Below are 21,291 nucleotides of genomic sequence, written 5' to 3'. Positions count from 1 at the left end.
AATAATTCTCTTATTGGTTGGCGACTAAGTTTAACGCAGGTTTATCTGAGATAGACGTCTTGTTAACACGAGGTGGGCGCTGCTTTCCAAGCTGTAATAGGCTAGGCATTAATACCAAGGTGAATATTGCACTGATAGCCATACCGCCAACAATAACAGTGGCGAGCCCTCGATATATTTCTGACCCAACGCCCGGCATCAGCATCAGCGGCAGCATACCGAATAGGCTCGTTAACGTGCTTAAATAAACTGGACGCGCGCGCATGAGCACTGCTTGACGTACAGCAGCGCTTCTAGTGATACCTTGATTTTCGCAATAGCGGGTTTGATCTACGAGCAAAATTGCATTGTTAACCACCAAGCCAAGTAAAATAATAAAGCCGATCATGGTCAGTAAATCTAATGATTGGAACGTAAATAGGTTGAGTACGAATAATGCTAATACACCGCCAGCAACGGCTAACGGCATGACGAGCAGTACTAAAAAGCTATCTTTAGCTGACTTAAATAAGGCTGTCATCAACAAGAATAGAATGAACAAAGCTAAGGCAAAGTTAACTGTCATTTCCTCAATCGCAGAGTTCATCTTCTGTGCGTTACCGCCCAATATAACGCTTGCATTAGCTGGGATGCTTTCTCGTACTTTTGGCATTACATGTTGTGCTAAAAGTGCTTGCGCTTCTTGAAGGCTCATTTTTGGTGGTGGAGTCACTGCAACGGAAACTGTGCGCTTGCCGTTGACACGACGAAGCTGGGTTGGGCCGACTGTACGCTCAAGCTCAGCAAGCTCTCCTAGTGTTTGAATACCAGCGTTAGGGGTAACGAGAGGAAGGGCTCTGAGCTCTTCTGGCGTTTGCCAAGCGTTTGCCCTTAAGATAACGTTCATGCGCTCGTTACCGTTAAAATACTCGTTAATAAACAATCCGCCTGTAAATGCTTGAACGGCCTGAGCAACATCATTTCTGGTTAACCCAGCTTGCGTGATCCGTCTATCATTCGGATTTAGACGAAGTTCCGGTTCTGCCATATCTAGACTAGGCTGGGGCTGTGCCGTCGCATCTGGCATCGCTTCTTTTACTGCGGCAAGCGCGGTTTTTGCACCCGCGATTAAATCATCCATGTTTGGTCCAGTTAGATCAATGTTGATAGCTCGACCATCGCCACCGTTCGACACTTGGATCATGGAACCTCGAAATAGAAAAACCTGTGTGTCGGGTAAATCTTGGAAGATCTCTTCACGAGCAACTTTCATTAATTCTTCGACTCGTTGAGGGTCGTCTGAGTAAATGAAACCACCTGCATTTGCGCCAAATACATAGAAGTTGAAATCCTTTATTTTTGGTGTTTTCTCTCCTGTGTAGTAGGGCATTAAACGCTTTTTAACGCGCAATGCAATTTCCTCTTCCATGTAGTTGATATTGCCACCCGGTGGCGTGTTTAAACTATAGAAAAAGCCGTCAGTGGGCGCCCTTGGCATGAAGTCTGTTTGAGGCAGCAAGGTGAGTGTCACAAGTACAGAGCCGCCAAGCAAAGATGCAATCCAAGTCAGCTGTTTAGTGCGATTATCGGTAAGCGACATCACAAACTGAGTGAGCTTAATCCAATACGATTTATACGGATCTTCTGTGTTACCGTTTTCAGGTAAATATTTGTTTGCAATAGGGATAATAGTCAACGCACAAATTAAAGATGCGATAACTGCAATGGATAGTGTGAGTGCCAAATCAGAGAATAATTGTCCTTCAATACCCGCCATGAACATAATCGGTAAAAAGATAGCAACACTGGTCGCCGTTGAGGCAAACAACGCGCCAGCTACCTGAGTGGCACCTTTTAACGCGGCTTTGCTATTGGCTAATCCTTCACTTTTTAATCTGGCGATGTTTTCTTGCACAATGATTGCGGCGTCTAGCACAAGCCCTACCGCAAATGCGAGACCTGCTAGTGATACGACGTTCAAGCTTCGCTCGAAAATATTTAGCGCTAAAAATGCGACCATAAGTGAAACAGGGATCGTTGCAGCAATTACAAGTGTTGCTCGCATGCCCCTAAAGAACAGCCATAAAATGCCACAGGCCATTAATACGCCAAGGCCTAGGTTACTTTTGACTAGTTGTAATGCGTTACGGATATGTACGGAAGCATCGTAGCTCAGTTCAATAGCCAATCCAGCGTCTTTTAAAATACCGCCATTTAACTCGTGAATGGCTTGGTTTAGGCCATCTAATACCGCCACAGTATTTGAATCGTTACTGCGTGAAATGGTGATGTAGTAGGCAGGCTTACCATTACGCAATGTCATAGAGCGTCTGTCGGTGACGGTGTCTGCAACTGTCGCGACATCACCCAGGTAAATAGGACGCTCACCGGAATAACCCACTCGCATTTGTGTTAGGCTATCGACATCATACTTCCCGGTAAATCGCACGGTATATTGGCGACGACCCACGTCGGCTAAACCTCCAGACATATCCGTTGATGTTGAAATGGTGCGACGTATTTGCCCTAAGCTAATGCCAAGAGCTGCAGCTTTGTGAGGATCAAATGTGACACGCAACTCTCTTTGGCGTTGGCTATTGAGATTAACGCGAGATACGCCGGGAATTTTGGCAAGTCTAGGTTCGATGAAATCCTCAATTTGCTTTTGATAGTTTGCCATATCGAACTTTTCACTATCGAAATTGAGTGGCACCACAAGTAAACTTGCCGCTGTTGGACCACCTGAGCCTGGTCCGCCACCACCACCTGCTGTAACGATTGGGTCTGTTGCGTCAAGTGGTAAAGGTGGTGCTTGGTTTAAGCTGGTTAATACATCAAGCATCGCTTGTTGCATATCGGCATCGACCGCAAAGGTTAACGAGATAAACCCGTTACCTTGGTTAATTTGTGTATTGACCTCTAAAGCACCAGGGGTGTTCTTAACGGCATTTTCTAAAGGCTCAATGATCATTGATTCTATTTCTTCTGGTGCAGCCTGACGCCACCCTGAGAAAATTGTAATTTGTGGCTGCTCGATGTCAGGAGTTAGCTGGATCGGCAACTTAAAAATGCTGATCACACCAAACAGCATAATTAAAGTTAAGATCACTAATACACTCGCTGGGTTCTTAAGCGAACTTCGTGTTAGGTTCATGACAGTATCCAATATTTGCCCTTATCGCTCTAGTATTAAGCAAATCAGCATAATCCGCTAGAGTATAAAGAAGCCTCTGTTTTCCAAAAAGCGACAAATTAGCGTATATTTGGGATAAATTGCTACTTAGCAACAATTTGTAACGATTTAGGATACTTTGTAATATCTTTTGAAGCAGAATTTACATATTGAAAGCGCAATTCATGTTGGAGCAAGAAGCTGGGTGTGGAGGCTGCGAGATTGCTGCCTCCCGAATGGATTTTAAGGTTGAACATCGGTGTCGCTAAATGTTGGATAATTGGATGGTTTGAAACGATTAATGTTGTTTAGAAACCGACTGTCTTTGACGGGGAGCGTTGCCGAGCCATAGTCATATTGATTGAGCTTATCGCGTAATGTTTGATTATTAATGCCATCTCCTTGCATTTCATACCAGCTGATAATGTTAGGTGTGACAAATCGATTATAACCGTTTTCTGCAATTTCATTCGTTTTAGCAAAACGCATTGCATGCGTCAGTATGCCATCTTTGTGGTAAACAATTTTTAGATGTCCATTTTCAAATGGTAACTCAGATGCTCTCTTTGTGTATAAGTCTCCGTGTGCACTATAACTGCCATGGGTGACGATGCCATCATGCGTCCATACTGCTGCGTATTCCCAATCGTGTCGATGTCCGCCGCCAAAATAAGGAAAGACTTGGTCTTTTTTAAAGTACAATGCGTAAAAATGTGCACAGAATTGCCCAGACTCATTTTCATGGCAGGCAAAGCGGTGGACAGTATTTGAGGTAGCTAGAAATTGGCTGTCTCTGCAGCTACCACCCAATGCCCCAGTTGTCTTAAGGCCTGAATTTTGTTGACCGGTCCTACTAATGCCTGCACTTGGCAAGCATCCATCACCATCAAAGTCGAATACCGGCTCTGTACCGTTGATAATGTAATAAGGTGGTAGGGCTTCATCTAGCGCGGTGAAATCATTCGCCAAAGATAGGCTGCTATGGGTTGCGGCGGCAATAAAAAATGCGAGAGAGTATTTTGTTGTCATAATGATATGCTTCACAGTTAAATTTGAAGAACTAGAGTAAACATCATTTATGACTGAAATGAAACCAAAAAGTTAAATTTTAGGTTTTTTGCTCTTCTTGCGTGGTGCGTTTTTTTTCAAAATCTTCGCGAACAATTTCCAGTGCTGACAGTACATCTTCAGCAGATACTTGGTTCTGCTCTAACAAGAGAATTAAGTCAACTGCCAGTTTGACATGAGTAGGTGCATTGTCTAAAGAGTCACTCACTTCTGATTGGTTCCTTTTTTTGCTACTTGTGCCATGGCTACTTCTATTGCTGTTTCAACGCGCTTTTCCATTAGCTCTCTTTCTTGACCTGGCAAATAAAAGGCCATATCCACGTCATTGCGAATATAACGAGCAGGCAATTGGTTGAGTACGGTGCAGCAAAAGTCAGCCATTACGTCTTCGTCGTATTTTTTGTCTAAATTATGTTCAATGATTTTTTCTAACACGATTTTTTCGTAGTAGTTATGTACATCATCATGTAGTTTCATGTTGCGGGTCCAAAGCAAGTGTTCCATATACTCTTATACAATAATAGCTGGCTTATTTTGCAGAGCAATAAAAAACTGTTCATGTACATCAACAAGTTGAGATATATCTCGTTGGTACCCTCCACCCATTGCCGCCATGAGAGGTAAGCCACTTTTAAAACAGTAATCGATGATTAATTGATCTCGAGCTAGAACGCCGTTAAGCGTTATATCGAACATGCCAAGTTCATCGTGTTTGACAATATCTGCGCCGGCGTTGTAAAGAATGATATCAGGTTGGTGGAGTCGACAAACAAGTGCGAGCGCTTGTTGTACGGTTTCTAAATAGTCTTTATCTTGGGTTTGGTTAGGTAGGGCGAAATCGTAATCAGATAAGACCTTCGTGCGAGGAAAGTTCTGCTCGCAATGTATAGAGCAAGTAATGATATCTTCTCTTGTTTGTAGCACAGTTGCAGTGCCATCCCCTTGGTGTACATCACAATCAAAAATGACAACTTTATCGGCATGTCCTTGCTCGATTAGCACGCATGCGGCAATCGCTAAGTCATTGAATATGCAAAACCCTGCCGCAAAATCTTTATGAGCGTGGTGGTAGCCACCACTCATATTGACCGCGACACCATGTTCGACTGCGTATTTGGCCGCGTCTATGCTTGCACCCACAGAGTATAACGTTCTGTCTACTAATCCTTCAGACCACGGGAACCCCATCTTTCGTATGGCTTTTTTATCCATAAGGCCATGAACAAAGTTGTGTACATACTGCTCATCATGGCATAACAAAATAGATGAAATTGGCGCTTTATTTGGGCGTATAGTAGGGGGGAACACGCGTTTTTCTTCGATCCGGCTGTGCAGTAATTGGTATTTACCGATTGGGAATCTGTGGTGTTGTGGTAGTGCGAGTTGCGAATACAGTGGGTGGTAAAAAATCATTAGCGGTTTTGTTGTCGTTCAACTTGCTGGATTTTTGCTTCTGTGGCGGAAATGGCTTTTCTGCATCGGCCAAGGCGTGCATGTAAAGCTAAGATCTCTTGGTTAATTTGCGTGGCTTGTTCCGCATTGGCTTTATCTAATTGCTGCTTTCGAACTTCAATCATTTCTATCAAGCGTCTTTCAAACTCATGATTTTGAGAGAGTTCTTGATAAAGTTCATGCGAGCTTTGCATGATTTTTTGCACTGCTTTTTTATACACCGTGTGCTTTTTCTTAAACTGGGCTTTGTTTTCTTTAGCCCATACTGGTGTTGATTTTAAAACCTTGATGATGGCTTCAATTTGGTTGCCAATTCTCTGTACCGCAAAGTTGTGTGCGTGACGTTTCTCTGGTGCCGGTAAGTGTTTTATCTGTTGCTTAATTTCTTCAACATAATCGCTTAGCACAAGACTTTTTGTTGCAAAAACAGAACGGTCGAAAAGGCTAGGTTGGGCTTGAATATAGCGGTTTTTATCAAACCATTTTGCATTGTCGAACTGTTTGGCTTGCTCGCCCAGTTTTGCCACTTGCTGATTCAAACGTTCAAGCGCCTGACTCATGAAAAATAAGCCTCTACGATAAGCTTAATCGCCAATATAATGACCACCGTATTAAAGAGCGGCTTAATCAATTTGCTACCAAATTTGATGGCAGAATGCGCACCAACCCAAGCGCCTATCATCAAAAACGCCCCCATCGAGATACCAAGTAGAAAGTTTACATGACCTAGCGCTACAAAGGTAATGAGTGAGATAAAGTTAGATACAAAGTTCATTGAGCGGGCTAAGCCGCAGTTAAGCAATAAGCTCATTTTATATAATAGGCTATTTGATGCGGTCCAAAAGGTGCCAGCACCAGGTCCAGCCATGCCATCAAAAAAGCCGAGTGATAGACCTTGTAGCCATTGTTTTGTCTTTAAAGCCGATTCGTTTTTTGGTAGTGAGTGTGACTGTGTTGGGCTCAGCTTGCCAAACAAGCTATAGCACGCGACACAAATTATTATAATGGGAAGCAATTTATTTAAAAATTCAACGCTTAAGTAATCAACGATTAAGGTGCCTAGTAATGCACCGATGGCAGTCGCCAAAATAGAGGAAGCCCAAAATTTGGGATCAAAAAGGCGCTTTCTATAGTAGGTGACGCTTGCGGTCAATGAACCAAAGCTTGCCGCCAATTTATTGGTCGCTAAGGTTACATGTGGTGGCAGTCCAGCTGTGAGAAGGGCGGGAACAGTTAACATACCACCACCACCGGCAATGGCATCAATAAAACCAGCTGCAAGGGCGACTAAACAAAGTAACCCCCATGTCATTGGGTCAAGCGCAAGTTCAAACATTTAATAGTCTATTTGTCGTTTAAAGGGCGGCAGCGTATCAAGCATGGCTTTGCCGTAACGTTTTGTTACTAAGCGCCTGTCTAATATCGTTATACGGCCGTGATCTGATTCTTTACGCAGCAGTCTACCACAGCTTTGTACTAATTTCTTCGCTGCATCGGGTACCGTGATTGATAAAAACGGATTACCTCCCTTGCTTTGCACAAATTCAGCCTGTGCTTCTTCAATGGGCGAGGTGGGGACAGCAAAAGGAATTTTTGTTATGATTAAGTTCTCAAGGTATGCACCGGGCAAGTCTAACCCTTCAGACAGGCTTTGTGTGCCAAACAAGATACTACCTTTACCATCATCGATATTTTTTTTATGCTGTGAGAGTAAGCTATCACGGGATTGCTCCCCTTGTACGAGTATTTTCCAGTGCTTTTTTCTAAGCAGTTGTACGACATGATTCATTTGCCAGTAAGATGCGAATAACACTAAATTTGCTTTGGTTTTGTCCAAATAGGTGGGCAGAATTTGTGCTAGGTGATCGCTAAATGCCTTATCAGTCGGGTCGATATCAGAGGCCGGTAAATGCAAAGTTGCTTGCTTAGGGTAATCAAAAGGTGAGTTTGCTTTGATAAATTTAACCCCAGGCTCGTTGGCCAGTCCGCTCTCTCTGGCAAAGTGATCAAATGTACCAAGGGCGCTTAAAGTAGCGGAACATAGCACTGCGCCTGCACACTCCTTCCAAAGTTTGTCTTTTAAGTAGTAGCCGACCTCGATGGGGCAGTCACACAGTAAATGGTCATGATGGTGTTTGTATTCGAGACGTTTTATCCATCTTGCATGAGGCGTATGTTCGCCTTTATTGGCATAGCTATGCCAGAGCTTGTGTAGTTGTTCTAAACGGTTGATATATTGGCCACTTTCAGCTAGTAGAGGGTCGGCCAAAAATGGTTTTACGTCACCGTCACTCACATCTAATGTGAGTGCGTCGTGCATTTTATTGAGCGCTCGTAATACGTCTTGGGTTGCATCGCTAATGTCTTTTGCTTTTGCGGTGAGAGACTCTGGAACAACACCGTGTTCAAAGCGAAATGTGTCTTCCTGATTATAGGCAAAGTCGGCTTTATCTAATATGTCGCGAACCGCTTTTAAATCTTTACTTGCATCGTTAGCGGCGTCGTTCAGCTTAAAATTTTGACCAATCGCTTTTTGCGAAACAATAGTCGCTGCCATTTTACCACTGAATTTCAAAAGCTTTTCAAGCCATTCTATGGTGCCTTTTATTGTTGCAGCAGCCGAAGAAAAGTCTCTGGTGATATGGGGTAAATGATGAGCTTCATCAATAACGTAGAATGTATCATCGGGCTCGGGTAAGATTTTCCCCCCTCCCAATTCTAGGTCTGCTAACAATAACGCATGGTTTATCACTAACACATCCATTTGTGCCATTTTCTGCCTTGCTAAGTGAAAAGGGCATAAATGGTGCGATTTCATCTGCCGCTGACATGCATGTTTATCGCATGCTATTAAATTCCACACTTTGTCAGGAATGGTATCAGCCCAGCTATCTCTATCACCCTGCCAGCGTTTATCTTGATATGCGCTATGCAAATCTCGTAAACATTTTTGTTCCATATCCGAAAGAGGTGATGACAACGTCGGCGTCATAGAGAGTTGTACGCTGTCTTCATTCAGTGCTGCATTAAGCTTTTGCACACATACATAACGTTGGCGTCCTTTTACCAAATCGAATTTGAAGTCAAACCCACAGTGTTCTTTGAAAAAAGGTAGCTCTTTATTAATCAACTGCTCCTGAAGTGCTACTGTTGCGGTCGAAATGACCAGCTTTTTCTTTTTAGCAAGTGCTGTAGGTAGGGCGCTCAGGCAGTACGCTAAAGATTTACCTGTACCAGTACCGGCTTCGATAACACATATTTTTTGCGTTTTGTGATATTCCCCAGCAAGCGTTTTCGCTATCTCGGCAACTAGATAGTTTTGACTGCTGCGATGGCGATAGCCGTCTAGGCTTTCAGCGATATTTTGATGAGTTTGCCGAATTGTTTTTTTGAGCGCGTCAGAAAGCATGCGGTTCGCCTAATAGATTCTTATATGTATATAATTACAGTACCGATGGCTATTTTAGATGGGTAAGCATTTTGGCACAAGCAGTGTATGAGGGCTTTATCTTATCCCGACAACAAAGCAACGTCCAAGGACGTATGCAATTATGTTATTGGCTGGGTACCGACAAAGGGGCTGTAAAAGTGCTTGTTGGAGGGGAACGGCCGGTGTTTTTTATACGCACGAGTGATCTGGAAAAAGTACAAATACTTTTGGCAGGCACCCCTTGTGAGTATAAGTCACTCGAAATGAAACATTTTGACAATAGCCCAATGACGGCTTGCTACTTTAGTAGTGGCCAAGCATATCATCAAGCAAAGTTGGCTTTGCAACACCAGATTCGCTTGTATGAAGACGATATTCGTCATTGTGACCGATTCCTGATGGAGCGTTTTATTCGTGGAGCCGTTTGGGTGAAAGGTGATGAAGTGCGTCGCGACGGTTACATTGAGTTAAACAATGCCCAGCTGAAAGCCAATCGCCATTATACACCGCATCTGACTGTACTATCTTTGGACATTGAGTGTGATGAAAGTGGGGTGTTGTTCTCAATTGGACTAGTGAGTGAACAGCAGTCATACGTCATTATGATAGGTGAGCCAATTGATGGCGCGCCAAACTATATCGTTTGGGTTGAAGATGAGAGTGCATTACTCAAAACGTTGATGGAAAAAGTTCAGCATTTGAACCCAGATGCGATTATTGGTTGGAACGTCATTGAGTTTGATTTTGTCATCTTAGCTGAGCGTGCCGAAGCTTTAGGAATTGAACTGATCTTAGGTAAAGATCAACAGCCACTTCATCTTTACAAAGGAAACTATGTTCATATCTCGATAAGTGGCCGTGTGGTTATTGACGGCATCGATACGCTGAAAAATGCTACTTACCATTTTGATAGTTTCAGTCTAGCTCGTGTATCAGAGCTGGTACTGGGTGAAAGTAAACTCATTGAGCAAGATAATCGGCTCGAAGAAATAGTTCGGCAATTTCATGAAGAGAAGCTCACATTAGCAGCTTATAACTTAAAAGATAGTGAGCTGGTACTGGCTATTTTTAACAAATTAAAGCTGATCGATTTTGCTGTTGCACGCAGCCGCTTAACTGGTTTGGAACTTGAGAAAATGGGCGGTTCAGTGGCTGCGTTTACAAACCTATATCTCCCGTTACTGCATCGCAGCGGTTATGTTGCACCAAATTTGGCGGAGCATGGATTAGATTTTGATAGTCCTGGTGGTTATGTTATGGACTCAAAACCTGGGCTATACAGGAATGTGGTTGTACTCGATTTTAAGAGCCTCTACCCATCAATTATTCGAACGTTTCGCATCGATCCATTAGGCCTGATTAAAGGGCTTGCTTCCCCCTGTGAGGCAATCGAGGGTTTTAACCAAGGTTTTTTCTGTCGCAATGAACACCATCTGCCCGACTTAGTCGGGGAACTGGCGCAAGCAAGACAACAGGCGAAAGTTTCGGGAGATCAGATGTTATCCCAAGCGATCAAAATCATTATGAATAGTTTATATGGTGTTTTGGGTTCAAAAGGGTGCCGGTTTTACGACCCTAGACTTTCTAGTTCGATCACTTTGCGTGGACATCAAATCATGCAGCAAACAAAACAGCTTATCGAGTCACTCGGGCATGAGGTTATTTACGGAGACACAGACTCTACCTTCGTAAAACTCCCCAATGATTGGGATGTGAGCCAATGTAAACGAGCAGCAAATGAACTAGTGAGTAAAGTTAATGAGTTTTGGCAGGTGTGGTGCGGGGAAAAATACGATATTGAGAGCTATTTGGAACTTGAATTTGAAACACTCTACCACCGTTTTTTTATGCCAACGATTCGAGGTCAAAGTATAGGTTCAAAAAAACGCTATGTGGGCGAAACATTTGTTAACGGAGAAGCGCAGCTTGTATTTAAGGGAATGGAAAGTGTGCGCAGCGATTGGACGGATATCGCAAAAGAATATCAACAAGATGTTATTAAGGCTATGTTTGGTGGTCAAGAATTGTACGGTCTAACGAAAAGGTATATCGATAGGATTTACTCCGGTGAAGTAGATCGTTTGTTGCTGTATTCGAAACGACTTGGGCGAGACATAGAGCAGTACACAAAAAATATACCTCCCCACGTCAAAGCTGCCAAGCATGCATCAAGGGTGGGGGATAATCAAAAGTATCGGAAAGGTAGTAAAATTAGGTACTACATTACCAGATCAGGTCCGAGAACATCATTGGATAAGGAGAAAATTGATTATGAACATTATGTTGAAAAGCAAATATATCCGATCCTAATGATGATACCTAATTACGAAACTGTGTTTTTTAAGTTAAAAAAACAGGGCGCATTTTTGTTCTAAGATCATAATATCGTTTTATATTTGTATATAAAAAGTTGTACCTTCATGGGGTAATTGATGTAAATAAAACAATTTGCGGTTGACGCTAACGTCAATGCTTGTTTAATATTCACGGTAATTGTTGCGTACCAGCAACTTTTCATAAGGGTTTAACCCATAAAAATTACAAGCTACTAACAAGTAGTCCAGGGAGATACAAATGTTAAATAATAAAGTTTCGAAAGCGGTACGCTTAGCTATCGCTTTTGGAGCAGCATCAACTGCTGCTTTCTCAGCAAATACATTCGCAGCAGAAGAAGGTGCTGAACAAATCGAACGCGTTCAAGTAACTGGTTCACGCATCAAACGTACAGACCTTGAAACAACGGTTCCAATCACGACAATCGGTCGTGCTGACATCGAAGCTATCGGCGCACTTAACGTTGCTGACGTACTAAACCAGAGCCCAGTATCTATCGCGGGCGCTGACCAATCAAACAGCTCTTTTTCTAACTCAGGCGTTGGTCTAAACACGACTTCTCTACGTAACCTTGAAGAGTCTCGTACACTTGTACTTGTAAACGGTCGTCGTTTTGTTTCGGGTCGTGCGCCTTCTTCTGGTTATGCTGTTGACTTGAACTCAATCCCAACAGCGATGATCGAGCGTATCGATATTCTTAAAAGCGCTTCATCTGCAATCTACGGTTCTGATGCGGTAGCGGGTGTAGTAAACATCATCTTACGTGAAGGTTTTGAAGGCGTTGAAGTAAACGCGCAAACTGGTATTTCTGGTGAATCTGACCGTGAAAAGTACTCATTAAACATCACTGGTGGTAAGTCTTGGAACGACGGTAGTGTAACTGTTGCACTTGGTTTCGATGATGATAAAGGCTTAAAATCAGCAGACCGTGAATTCTCTAAGCTTGACCAAGCTATCTTACTTGATGACAACGGTAATGAGTATGTAGGTGAGATCTTCTCATCTTACCCACCTCAAGGCCGTATCGGTGGTTTTAACTCAGATGGTACACCTTTCAGCTCAGATACAACTGACCGCTTCAACCGTGCGTCATACCGTCAGCTAGTTACGCCAATTGAGCGTAAGTACATGGCGTTTAACTTTAAGCAATACTTAGCTGAAGACGTTCAGTTCTTTACAGAAGCGAACTGGAACTCGTCAAAAACGAACAATTCGACAATTGAACCAACTCCATTCACTACTGATGACGTGTTCCTTCCAGAACGTGGTGGTTTAGGTGGTATTAAACTTGGTAACCCAATGGTACCACAGGGCTTACGTGATGCGTTGTTAGCTCAAAACCCGGACCTTACTTTAGAAGACAATATTCCTACAATGGTTCGTCGTATGGTTGAGTTCGGTGCTCGTTCTACAGACTTAGAGCGTGACACAGTACGTATCGCATCTGGTATTGACTGGGAAATCAATGATACTTGGGCACTTAATGCTTATGTATCATGGGGTAAAACTGACCAGCGTCAACAAAACGGCGGTCAAGTTAACGTTGAACGTGCTGCTGAAGCTTTTGACGTAGTAGTTAACCCTGAAACGGGTGCTCTTCAGTGTCGTGACGACTTAGCCCGCTTACGTGGTTGTGTGCCATTAAACCTATTTGGTGCTGGTTCTATTTCAGCTGAAGCGGTAGATTACGTTAAAGTGCCAGCTAAGGTATTAGGCCAAGTTGAACAGCTAATCACTTCTGCATCACTAGTAGGTCAATTACCTGTTGAACTACCTGGTGGTAACATTGGTGTTGCATTTGGTGTTGAACACCGCCTAGAAAAAGGTATGTACTTACCAGGTGATTTAGCACAAACAGGTGCTTCAAGTACTAACCGTTCACTACCTACTGACGGTAGCTTCACTTCTGACGACGTATACGCAGAAGCAATTCTACCACTTCTAGATAACTTAGAGCTTGATTTAGCGGTACGTTACAGCGATCACGAAATTGTGGGTGGTCAAACAACGTGGAATGCTGGTATTCAGTATTCGCCACTTGACAGCTTAAAACTACGTGCATCTGCGGCAACAGCTATTCGTACGCCTAACATCGCTGACTTGTTCGGTGGCCGTGGTGAAACATTTAGTGGTGTAGCGGATCCTTGTGATGGAATTTCAGTTGGTGATTCAGGTAATGTAGCGACTAACTGTCTATCAATTGCAGAAGTTCGTGCACGTGCTGAAAGAGACGGTTCATTCAACCTAACTCAAATCGAAAAACAAAGCACAGGCGGCTTCATCGGTGGTAACGCTGATGTTAAAGAAGAAACTGCTGACACGTTAAGCTTAGGTGTTATCTGGCAGGCGACTGAAGAGCTTTCTTTCACAATCGACTACTACGACATCAGTGTTGAAGATGCAATCACAACTACTAGCCGTACTACCGTTCTAAACCGTTGTTTCGACGTTGCTCCTGGCGAATTTGATGCAACTTGTGGCGGTGCAGCTCGTCGTGACCAAAATGGTGCATTAACTGGTGTTGATTCAGGTACGAGTAACGAGAATAACCTAGATACAAGCGGTTACGATATCGAAGTTAACTACAAAACTGAAACAAGCTACGGTGAGTTTGGTGCTCAGTTAGTATGGAACCACATCAAAGAGTTTAACGAAACTGGTATCCTAAGTGGTGATGTTGTAGAGAAGAAAGGTGAAGTATTTACACCTGACAATCGTGCAAACTTAAACCTTACTTATGGCCTAGATGACCTAAACGTATCATGGCGTATGCGTTACTGGGCGAGCTCTTACGATAGCTTGAATGAAGAAAACTTTAACTTCACGACTGGTGATGCGTTAACAACATTCAACCGTTTCCCTTCAGTGGTTTACCATGATCTATCAGCTAGCTATAACGTTTCTGATGATACACAAGTAAGCCTTACTGTTCGTAACTTAATGGATAAGCAACCACCAGTTGCGAACCAGAGTTCAGCGAATGGTGGTACTGGTATCAACACTGTATCTGAAGCGTTTGACGTAACTGGTCGTTACTTCCAGTTAAGCTTAACAACTAAGTTCTAATTTCAAGTTAAGAACTAGTCAATATTGTAAGGCTCTATCGTAAGGTAGAGCCTTTTCTGTTAAAAACTTTAATTTTTTTATTATTGCCTTTTTTATTTGCCCGCTTGTTTCTGTTTACGGTTCATTTCTTTTTCCTTCATCTTTATTTTTCAATTTAATTTCCAGTTTGACTGTTTTAATTGGTTTTTTTTGTTTTCTGTGGTGTTTTTATTGTTGCTATAATGGGGATTGTTTGTTGTCGATTTTATCTCTCATATGTTTCGGTGGTATTGACCTGCTGTTAAATCGAGGCTTAGTATACTTCGCTGTATCTATATAGGAACTCATGAAAATCTGTTAGATACAGACAATAAAACTATAAAAATCAAAACTTTGTTTTTTGATTCAGGGAGATAAACCACATGTTAAATTCAAAAGTTTCTAAAGCGGTACGCTTAGCCATCGCTTTTGGAGCAGCATCGACTGCTGCATTTTCTGCAAATACTTTTGCAGCTGATGAAGAAGCGAAAGAAATTGAACGCGTTCAGGTAACGGGTTCTCGTATTAAAAGAACAGACCTTGAAACGACGGTTCCAATTACAACGATTGGCCGTGCTGATATCGAAGCAATCGGTGCACTAAACGTAGCCGATGTTTTAAACCAAAGTCCTGTATCTATAGCTGGTTCTGACCAATCAAATAGTGCATTTACAAACGCAGGAGTTGGTCTAAACACCACCTCACTACGTAATTTAGGTGAATCTCGCACATTGGTACTTGTGAACGGACGCCGTTTTGTTTCTGGTCAATCACCTGATACTGGTTATGCTGTTGACTTGAACTCAATCCCAACAGCAATGATCGAGCGTATCGATATTCTGAAAAGTGCATCATCAGCAATCTACGGTTCTGATGCGGTAGCGGGTGTCGTAAACATCATCCTACGTGATGGTTTTGAAGGTGTTGAATTTAACGCACAAACTGGTATCTCTGGTGAATCAGACCGTGAAAAACACTCATTAAACATCACGGCTGGTAAGTCGTGGAATGATGGTAATGTAACGGTAGCGTTCGGTTATGACGATGATAAAGGCTTAAAATCATCAGATCGTGACTTTTCTAAGCAAGACCAAGCGATATTAATTGATGATAACGGTAACGAATATATTGGTGATGTGAACTCATCTTACCCACCTCAAGGCCGTGTAGGTGGTCTAAATGGTGATGGTACACCGTTCTCTGACAGCTATACCTTTAACCGCGCATCTTACCGTCAATTGGTTACGCCTTTAGAGCGTAAATATATGGCGTTTAACTTTAAACAACAGTTAAGCGAAGACGTCCAATTTTTTACAGAAGCGAACTGGAACTCTTCAAAAACTTATGATTCAACGATAGAACCTACACCATTTAGAACAAATAATGTGTATCTGCCTGAGCGTGGTGGTATGGGTGGTATCAAGATTGGTAATCCAATGCTACCAGAAGCGTTACGAAACGCATTGTTGGCAGTAAACTTCGATGACGATCCTGATAACGATGTAACTCTAGATGACAACATGCCTGAGCTTGTTCGTCGTATGGTAGAGTTTGGTGCGCGTTCTACTGACCTAGAGCGTGATACTACGCGTATTGCGACGGGTATTGATTGGGAAATCAACGATATGTGGTCGGCCAATGCGTATGTTTCTTGGGGTAAAACTGATCAACGTCAAGAGAATGGTGGCCAAGTGAATGTAGAGCGTGCAGCACAAGCATTCGATGTTGTTGTTAACCAAGAAACAGGTGAATTACAATGTCGCAATGAATTAGCACGCTTACGTGGTTGCGTTCCACTAAACTTGTTTGGTGCAGGCTCAGCATCTGCTGAAGCCGTCGATTATGTAAAAGTACCAGCCAAAGTATCTGGTCAGGCTGAGCAGTTTATCGCGTCTGCATCGTTAGTTGGTCAATTGCCGCTAGAATTACCTGGTGGTAATATTGGAGTCGCTTTTGGTTTAGAGCACCGTTTAGAAAAAGGTTCATTCTCGCCAGGTGACTTAGCACAGACAGGTGCATCAAGTACTAACCGATCACTGCCTACGGATGGCAGTTTCACTTCAGATGATATCTATGCTGAAGCGATTCTTCCTGTATTAGATAATTTAGAATTCGATCTAGCTGTGCGTTATACAGACCATGAAATTGTTGGTGGTCAAACGACATGGAACGCGGGTGTGCAATACTCTCCGCTAGATACTCTTAAGCTTCGAGCTTCAGCAGCAACAGCTATCCGTACACCAAATATTGCAGATTTGTTTGGCGGAAATGGTGAAACTTTTGCGAACGTTGCTGATCCATGTGATGGTGTTAAAGTAGGTGATTCAGGTAATGCTGCTGTAAACTGTTTATCGATTGCTTCAGTGCGTGCTCGAGCTGAAAGAGATGGCTCATTCAACTTATCGCAAGTTGAAAAGCAAAGTACAGGTGGTTTCCAAGGTGGTAACCCGAATGTTAAAGAAGAGACTGCAGACACGCTAAGTTTAGGTGTTATTTGGCAGGCAACCGAAGAGCTTTCGTTCACAGTTGACTACTATGACATTCAAGTTGAAGACGCAATTTCAGTAACTGACCGTACAGTAGTACTAAGCCGTTGTTTCAATGTTGCACCAGGTGCATTTGATGCAAGCTGTGGTGGTGCGGCACGCCGTGACCGTAATGGTGCCTTAACGGGTGTTGATACTGGTTCAAGTAACGAGAATAACTATGATACAAGTGGTTACGATATCGAAGTTAACTACAAAACAGAAACCAGTTACGGTGAGTTTGGTGCACAGTTAGTGTGGAACCACATTAAAGAGTTTACTGAAACCGGTATTGTAACAGGTGATGTTTTAGAGAGAAAAGGTGAAGTATTAACGCCTAAGAATCGTGCCAACTTGAATCTAAACTATGGTCTGGATGATTTTAGTGCAACGTGGCGTATGCGTTATTGGGGTGAGTCATTCGATAGTTTGTATGATGAGAACTATAACTTCACGACTGGTGAAGCATTGAAAGGTGCTAACCGCTTCCCTAATGTTGTTTATCACGATGTATCAGCTGCTTATAACTTGTCTGATGATACTAAAGTAAGCCTGAGTGTACGTAATTTAATGGATAAAAAGCCGCCATTTGCTGGACAAGGTTTTGATAAGGGCGCGACAGGTATCAATACAGTATCTGAGGCGTTTGACGTAACAGGTCGTTACTTCCAATTAAGCTTTACAACTAAGTTTTAATTTAGATTAGTTACAAGTTAAAACTAAAAAGCCTCATCAAGTGATGAGGCTTTTTTCTTTCGCAGCAATGCATTAGAACCTATAACTCAGGCCAACTACCAAGCTACTGACATCTAAATCACCCATGTCCATATATTGAAAGCCAGCATTAAATGCCATGCCATTATCCCAGTCGTATTGCCAACCTGCCTCAGCAAATAGGCCAATACCGTCTTTGTCGACTAATACGTTGCTGTGACGAGATATCTCATACTCATAAAACTGTCCACCGAGCTTGCCATAAAAGTGACTATTTTCAGTTACAGGATAATACCCTTTGGCAGCAACCACGAAGTTGCTATACTCGACCTTGTTGGCATCTAAGTTAAAAAGTAGTGCGTCGTTACGGTCGCATACAAATTTGCTTTTGTTAATTTCGGTGCAATTCCAATCATCGGCTTCTTCACCGCCGTTTATTCCCACCTCTAACGCCCAAGTCGGGTCAAACTGATAATTGTAGTACACATAAAGAGAGCCAACACCGTCGCCATCTTGGCTAGAGCTTTTATAAGAAGCACTGCCACCTTGCAATTGAACGCCTACTCTATGGGTGTCGAATGACTCTGTATTACTTGCATTACTTGCAAAACTGGTTATCGCAATTAATGCCATCGATATAAGTGAGCGCGTTTTCATAATAATAATTCCTGTTTGATTAACTTTGCGACAAGTTTAGAGCGCTTCAGTGTGAGAGTCTGTTTGGCGTTTGTGAGGGGCTGTAATGAGAATGTCAGAAAATGTAAGTAGCTGTAGCTATGTTGAAGGGCAAAGTACCGGCGACTGATTTTGTAAAGACTACTCAATAACTGTTCAGACACAGTGTGGTGAATTGATTTATAAGCGGTAGGAGTGGATTAAAAAATAAACCGAATATTACACACAATTGCATTGACTTGCTGGCTATATTTGATACAAAGAAGGTAATCAATCCATTGAGTATTATGTCTTTAATGAACACACTAAATCGCAACGTCAATAAGAACACATGGCAACTTTCTGTTGTCCTGCGTTGTTCTCTGCGCTGCGGTTAATTACTTCTCTAACCGCGATGATAAAAGCGGTTAGCCTGTCAAAATCCCCACTTTTATCGTCCATTTTACAAGGATAAAGGGTATGCCTGTACAAGTATCGTACTTGTTCGTGATCTTGGTTTGGTCCACAACACCGCTTGGGATCGTTTGGAGTAGCGCGACTATGTCGCCTACTGTGAGTGTATTGTTACGCATGACGATTGCGCTTTTACTGGCAGGGTTAGTCGTTGCGGTGACTAATATCAGAGTGCCATGGCATCGTCGTGCTTGCACATTATATTTATATTCAGCGCTAGGAATACTCGGTGGCATGCTAATGAGTTATTTAGCGGCAAGAACGGTTCCATCAGGGGTAATCTCCCTGATCTTTGGTTTAGCGCCTATTTTGTCTGGGTTACTCGCGCAAAAGCTGCTGGGTGAAGCTAAATTTTCGGTTATTAAAGTCATATCACTTTGTGCAGCATTGGTTGGCTTGTATTTGATTTGTGCATCGCAAATACAGCAGTTACAACTCGCGCCAATTGGCTTACTTTACGTTTTTTTAGCTGTATGCAGTTTTAGCTTGAGTGGTGTGATGATCAAGCGTGTAAAAATAGCGATTCACCCCATGGCAACGACCTTTGGTGCTCTGCTTTTTGTTACTCCCATGTTCGCACTGGTTTGGTGGGTTTTTGACGGCACATTTGCTATTGAGCAGTGGCAAGCAAAGTCTTTGTGGTCAACCATTTATTTGGGGGTTGTGGGCTCGTTACTTGGATTCTTGGCCTATTTTCATGTATTACAAAAGTTGCCAGCAAGCACTGTAGCATTGACTACATTGATCACGCCAGGATTCGCTGTTGCCCTCGGTGTTTTTCTTAACGGTGAGGTGTTAACGCATACTTTACTATTGGGGGCGGCAATTATTATATTAAGCCTAGGTCTATTCCAATTTGGTGATAACATAAAATGGTTAAAGCCCAAAAGTAAGCCACTAGGGAGTACGGACTAATGAACACACTGTATATAACAGGGGCGGGTGTAAGTGCGCAAAGTGGTATTCCCACATTTCGTGGAGAAGATGGTTACTGGACCATAGGTAGTCGTCATTATACGCCACAACAAATGGCAACCAGAGCCATGTATCAAAACAATCCGGCTCAGTTTCTCTGCTGGTATTTCCAACGTTTTGTTACGTACAGAAATCATGGCCCGAATGACGTTCATTACTGGTTAGCGGGTAAATCGCTTATTACTCAAAACATTGATGGCTTGGATGGCAAAGCAGGCAACCGTGATTATATTTCAGTCCATGGCAGAATTGACCAAGTGACTCTATTTCATGAGCAAGGCCAAAGCGTTGCGCGAGTTAATGCACCTTGGGATCAAGTCGATGAAAATCACTTAACTGAATCGCTATTAGAGGTATTTAAAATACCGCGAACTGGGCCCAAGTTAAATCAGTCACTCAAACCCTATGTGCTGCTTTTTGATGAATATTATACTGAGTTGTATCAAATAAGCCGCGCGCAAAACATGATGATGCAAGCGGAAAAAATGGTGTTTATGGGTACATCATTTAGTGTGAATATTACACAAATGGCGCTTGAAATTGCGCAATATAATCAGATTGACATTGAGGTGGTTGACCCGAAGCCCACGCATATTCTGTATGATAAAGTGCGCTATCATGCGATGACGGCGCTCGATTACATTCGAACCTAACGTAATAGCGCTAACACATCCTGACCTGAGCATTGAAACGCAGCGCTGATGAGTAAAATTCGATGGCTGTTTATATCAAAATGCTCAAAACTTGGGTTGTTTTTCAAATGATTACAAATCAGCATTAACGTATCAGCTTGGGCACTCACTTGCTTAAGTTGCGCTTCCAAAAGTGCCAATGCGGCGGTTAACTCGTGATCGGGTAAAGGCTTTGCGCACGTGTTGAAGGCGAGGTAGCACTCCATGGGTAGGAGCTTTTGCTCATTTTTGCATGCTAACGCTTTGGCTAAAGAATCGTTGCGCTCAAAAAGCAGTAGCGAACGTATATAATTAAATGGCGGTTGCACATTATGTTGTTGCTTGAACAAGCCATGTAATAGTGTATTCCCCTGTGCATTTTGCAAACAAAACCCTTCGCTGGCGGTTAATGCAGGTGTAAAAAAAGTAAGCTTTTCAATTGTGTTGATCGCAGCAATTAGTGGCTCTGGCATCGGTTTTTTTTCTAATAATGCGCTGACTAAGTCCTGCAATACTTGATAGTTCTGCTCGTTGGCGCTGGCTTGCTGATATAAATATTTTAATTGGCCTATGTTTTCATTGGTGCTGCACTTCAAGTAAAAGTCACTTAAAGCGCCCATATCTTTGCGTTGTAAAAGTTCGACAAATTGAGTCAATGATTTTTGATTATCCATTTTATTCCATAAGCGAAATATGCTGGATTAAGTGTAGAATAAATTCGTTAAAAAAGGGAAGCTTATCCTGGATTTGTGAGGTCGC

15 protein-coding genes are annotated in these 21,291 nt (G+C 42.6%); 5 read left to right on the top strand and 10 right to left on the bottom strand.

The genetic code is table 11. The annotated features are described in order from the left end of the window. Positions 1 to 10: 10 nt before the first annotated feature. The 8 genes from AC5FX4_RS15675 to dinG all read right to left on the bottom strand — a co-directional run bounded on the left by AC5FX4_RS15675 (position 11) and on the right by dinG (position 9,080). Positions 11 to 3,133, bottom strand: a complete 3,123-nt coding sequence (locus AC5FX4_RS15675; RefSeq protein WP_493607276.1) for an efflux RND transporter permease subunit — start codon at positions 3,131 to 3,133, stop codon at positions 11 to 13. A 261-nt stretch (positions 3,134 to 3,394) separates the two neighbouring features. Beyond that, positions 3,395 to 4,180: an NPP1 family protein gene (locus AC5FX4_RS15670; protein WP_493607275.1), complete on the bottom strand. Its 786-nt coding sequence runs from the start codon at positions 4,178 to 4,180 to the stop codon at positions 3,395 to 3,397. 79 nt (positions 4,181 to 4,259) lie between these two features. Next, on the bottom strand, positions 4,260 to 4,427 hold the full coding sequence (locus AC5FX4_RS15665; protein WP_493607274.1) for a YbaM family protein: 168 nt from the start codon (positions 4,425 to 4,427) through the stop codon (positions 4,260 to 4,262). Continuing rightward, on the bottom strand, positions 4,424 to 4,696 hold the full coding sequence (locus AC5FX4_RS15660; RefSeq protein ID WP_493607273.1) for a late competence development ComFB family protein: 273 nt from the start codon (positions 4,694 to 4,696) through the stop codon (positions 4,424 to 4,426). Before AC5FX4_RS15660 ends, AC5FX4_RS15665 begins: the two co-directional genes overlap by 4 nt. Positions 4,697 to 4,729: 33 nt before the next feature. After that, positions 4,730 to 5,632 (bottom strand): histone deacetylase family protein, encoded by a 903-nt coding sequence (locus AC5FX4_RS15655; RefSeq protein WP_493607272.1) that lies wholly within the window; start codon positions 5,630 to 5,632, stop codon positions 4,730 to 4,732. Continuing rightward, positions 5,632 to 6,231, bottom strand: coding sequence for a primosomal replication protein (locus AC5FX4_RS15650; protein WP_493607271.1), 600 nt, complete (start codon positions 6,229 to 6,231; stop codon positions 5,632 to 5,634). The genes AC5FX4_RS15655 and AC5FX4_RS15650 overlap by 1 nt, the downstream gene beginning before the upstream one ends. Further along, positions 6,228 to 7,007 carry a TSUP family transporter gene (locus tag AC5FX4_RS15645; RefSeq protein ID WP_493607270.1) on the bottom strand — a complete coding sequence of 260 codons (780 nt, stop codon included), beginning with the start codon at positions 7,005 to 7,007 and terminating at the stop codon, positions 6,228 to 6,230. Before AC5FX4_RS15645 ends, AC5FX4_RS15650 begins: the two co-directional genes overlap by 4 nt. Then, positions 7,008 to 9,080 carry an ATP-dependent DNA helicase DinG gene (dinG, locus tag AC5FX4_RS15640; protein ID WP_493607269.1) on the bottom strand — a complete coding sequence of 691 codons (2,073 nt, stop codon included), beginning with the start codon at positions 9,078 to 9,080 and terminating at the stop codon, positions 7,008 to 7,010. It abuts the gene before it with no gap. A gap of 71 nt (positions 9,081 to 9,151) precedes the next feature. Here dinG and AC5FX4_RS15635 point away from each other — a divergent pair, with 71 nt between their 5' ends. The 3 genes from AC5FX4_RS15635 (at position 9,152) to AC5FX4_RS15625 (ending at position 17,740) form a co-directional block, all read left to right on the top strand. After that, a complete protein-coding gene (locus tag AC5FX4_RS15635) occupies positions 9,152 to 11,476 on the top strand; it encodes a DNA polymerase II (protein WP_493607268.1) in 2,325 nt (774 codons plus the stop codon). Positions 11,477 to 11,675: 199 nt separating this feature from the next. Beyond that, a complete protein-coding gene (locus AC5FX4_RS15630; protein ID WP_493607267.1) occupies positions 11,676 to 14,501 on the top strand; it encodes a TonB-dependent receptor domain-containing protein in 2,826 nt (941 codons plus the stop codon). A gap of 401 nt (positions 14,502 to 14,902) precedes the next feature. Further along, on the top strand, positions 14,903 to 17,740 hold the full coding sequence (locus AC5FX4_RS15625) for a TonB-dependent receptor plug domain-containing protein (protein ID WP_493607266.1): 2,838 nt from the start codon (positions 14,903 to 14,905) through the stop codon (positions 17,738 to 17,740). A gap of 72 nt (positions 17,741 to 17,812) precedes the next feature. Here AC5FX4_RS15625 and AC5FX4_RS15620 read toward each other — a convergent pair whose 3' ends face one another. After that, a complete protein-coding gene (locus tag AC5FX4_RS15620) occupies positions 17,813 to 18,415 on the bottom strand; it encodes an outer membrane beta-barrel protein (protein WP_493607265.1) in 603 nt (200 codons plus the stop codon). Between the two features lie 477 nt (positions 18,416 to 18,892). Between AC5FX4_RS15620 and AC5FX4_RS15615 the strand changes: the two genes are divergently transcribed. Next, positions 18,893 to 19,801, top strand: coding sequence for a DMT family transporter (locus AC5FX4_RS15615; RefSeq protein ID WP_493607264.1), 909 nt, complete (start codon positions 18,893 to 18,895; stop codon positions 19,799 to 19,801). Beyond that, positions 19,801 to 20,514, top strand: a complete 714-nt coding sequence (locus tag AC5FX4_RS15610; protein ID WP_493607263.1) for an SIR2 family NAD-dependent protein deacylase — start codon at positions 19,801 to 19,803, stop codon at positions 20,512 to 20,514. Before AC5FX4_RS15615 ends, AC5FX4_RS15610 begins: the two co-directional genes overlap by 1 nt. Here the strand turns inward: AC5FX4_RS15610 and AC5FX4_RS15605 are convergent. Then, positions 20,511 to 21,206: a hypothetical protein gene (locus AC5FX4_RS15605; RefSeq protein ID WP_493607262.1), complete on the bottom strand. Its 696-nt coding sequence runs from the start codon at positions 21,204 to 21,206 to the stop codon at positions 20,511 to 20,513. The two genes, AC5FX4_RS15610 and AC5FX4_RS15605, sit on opposite strands and share 4 nt — an antisense overlap. Positions 21,207 to 21,291: the final 85 nt, after the last annotated feature.

It is taken from the genome of Pseudoalteromonas sp. ATL1, assembly GCF_058933015.1.
Note: the sequence above shows the minus strand (reverse complement) of the source record. Positions and strands in the feature narration are given on the sequence as shown.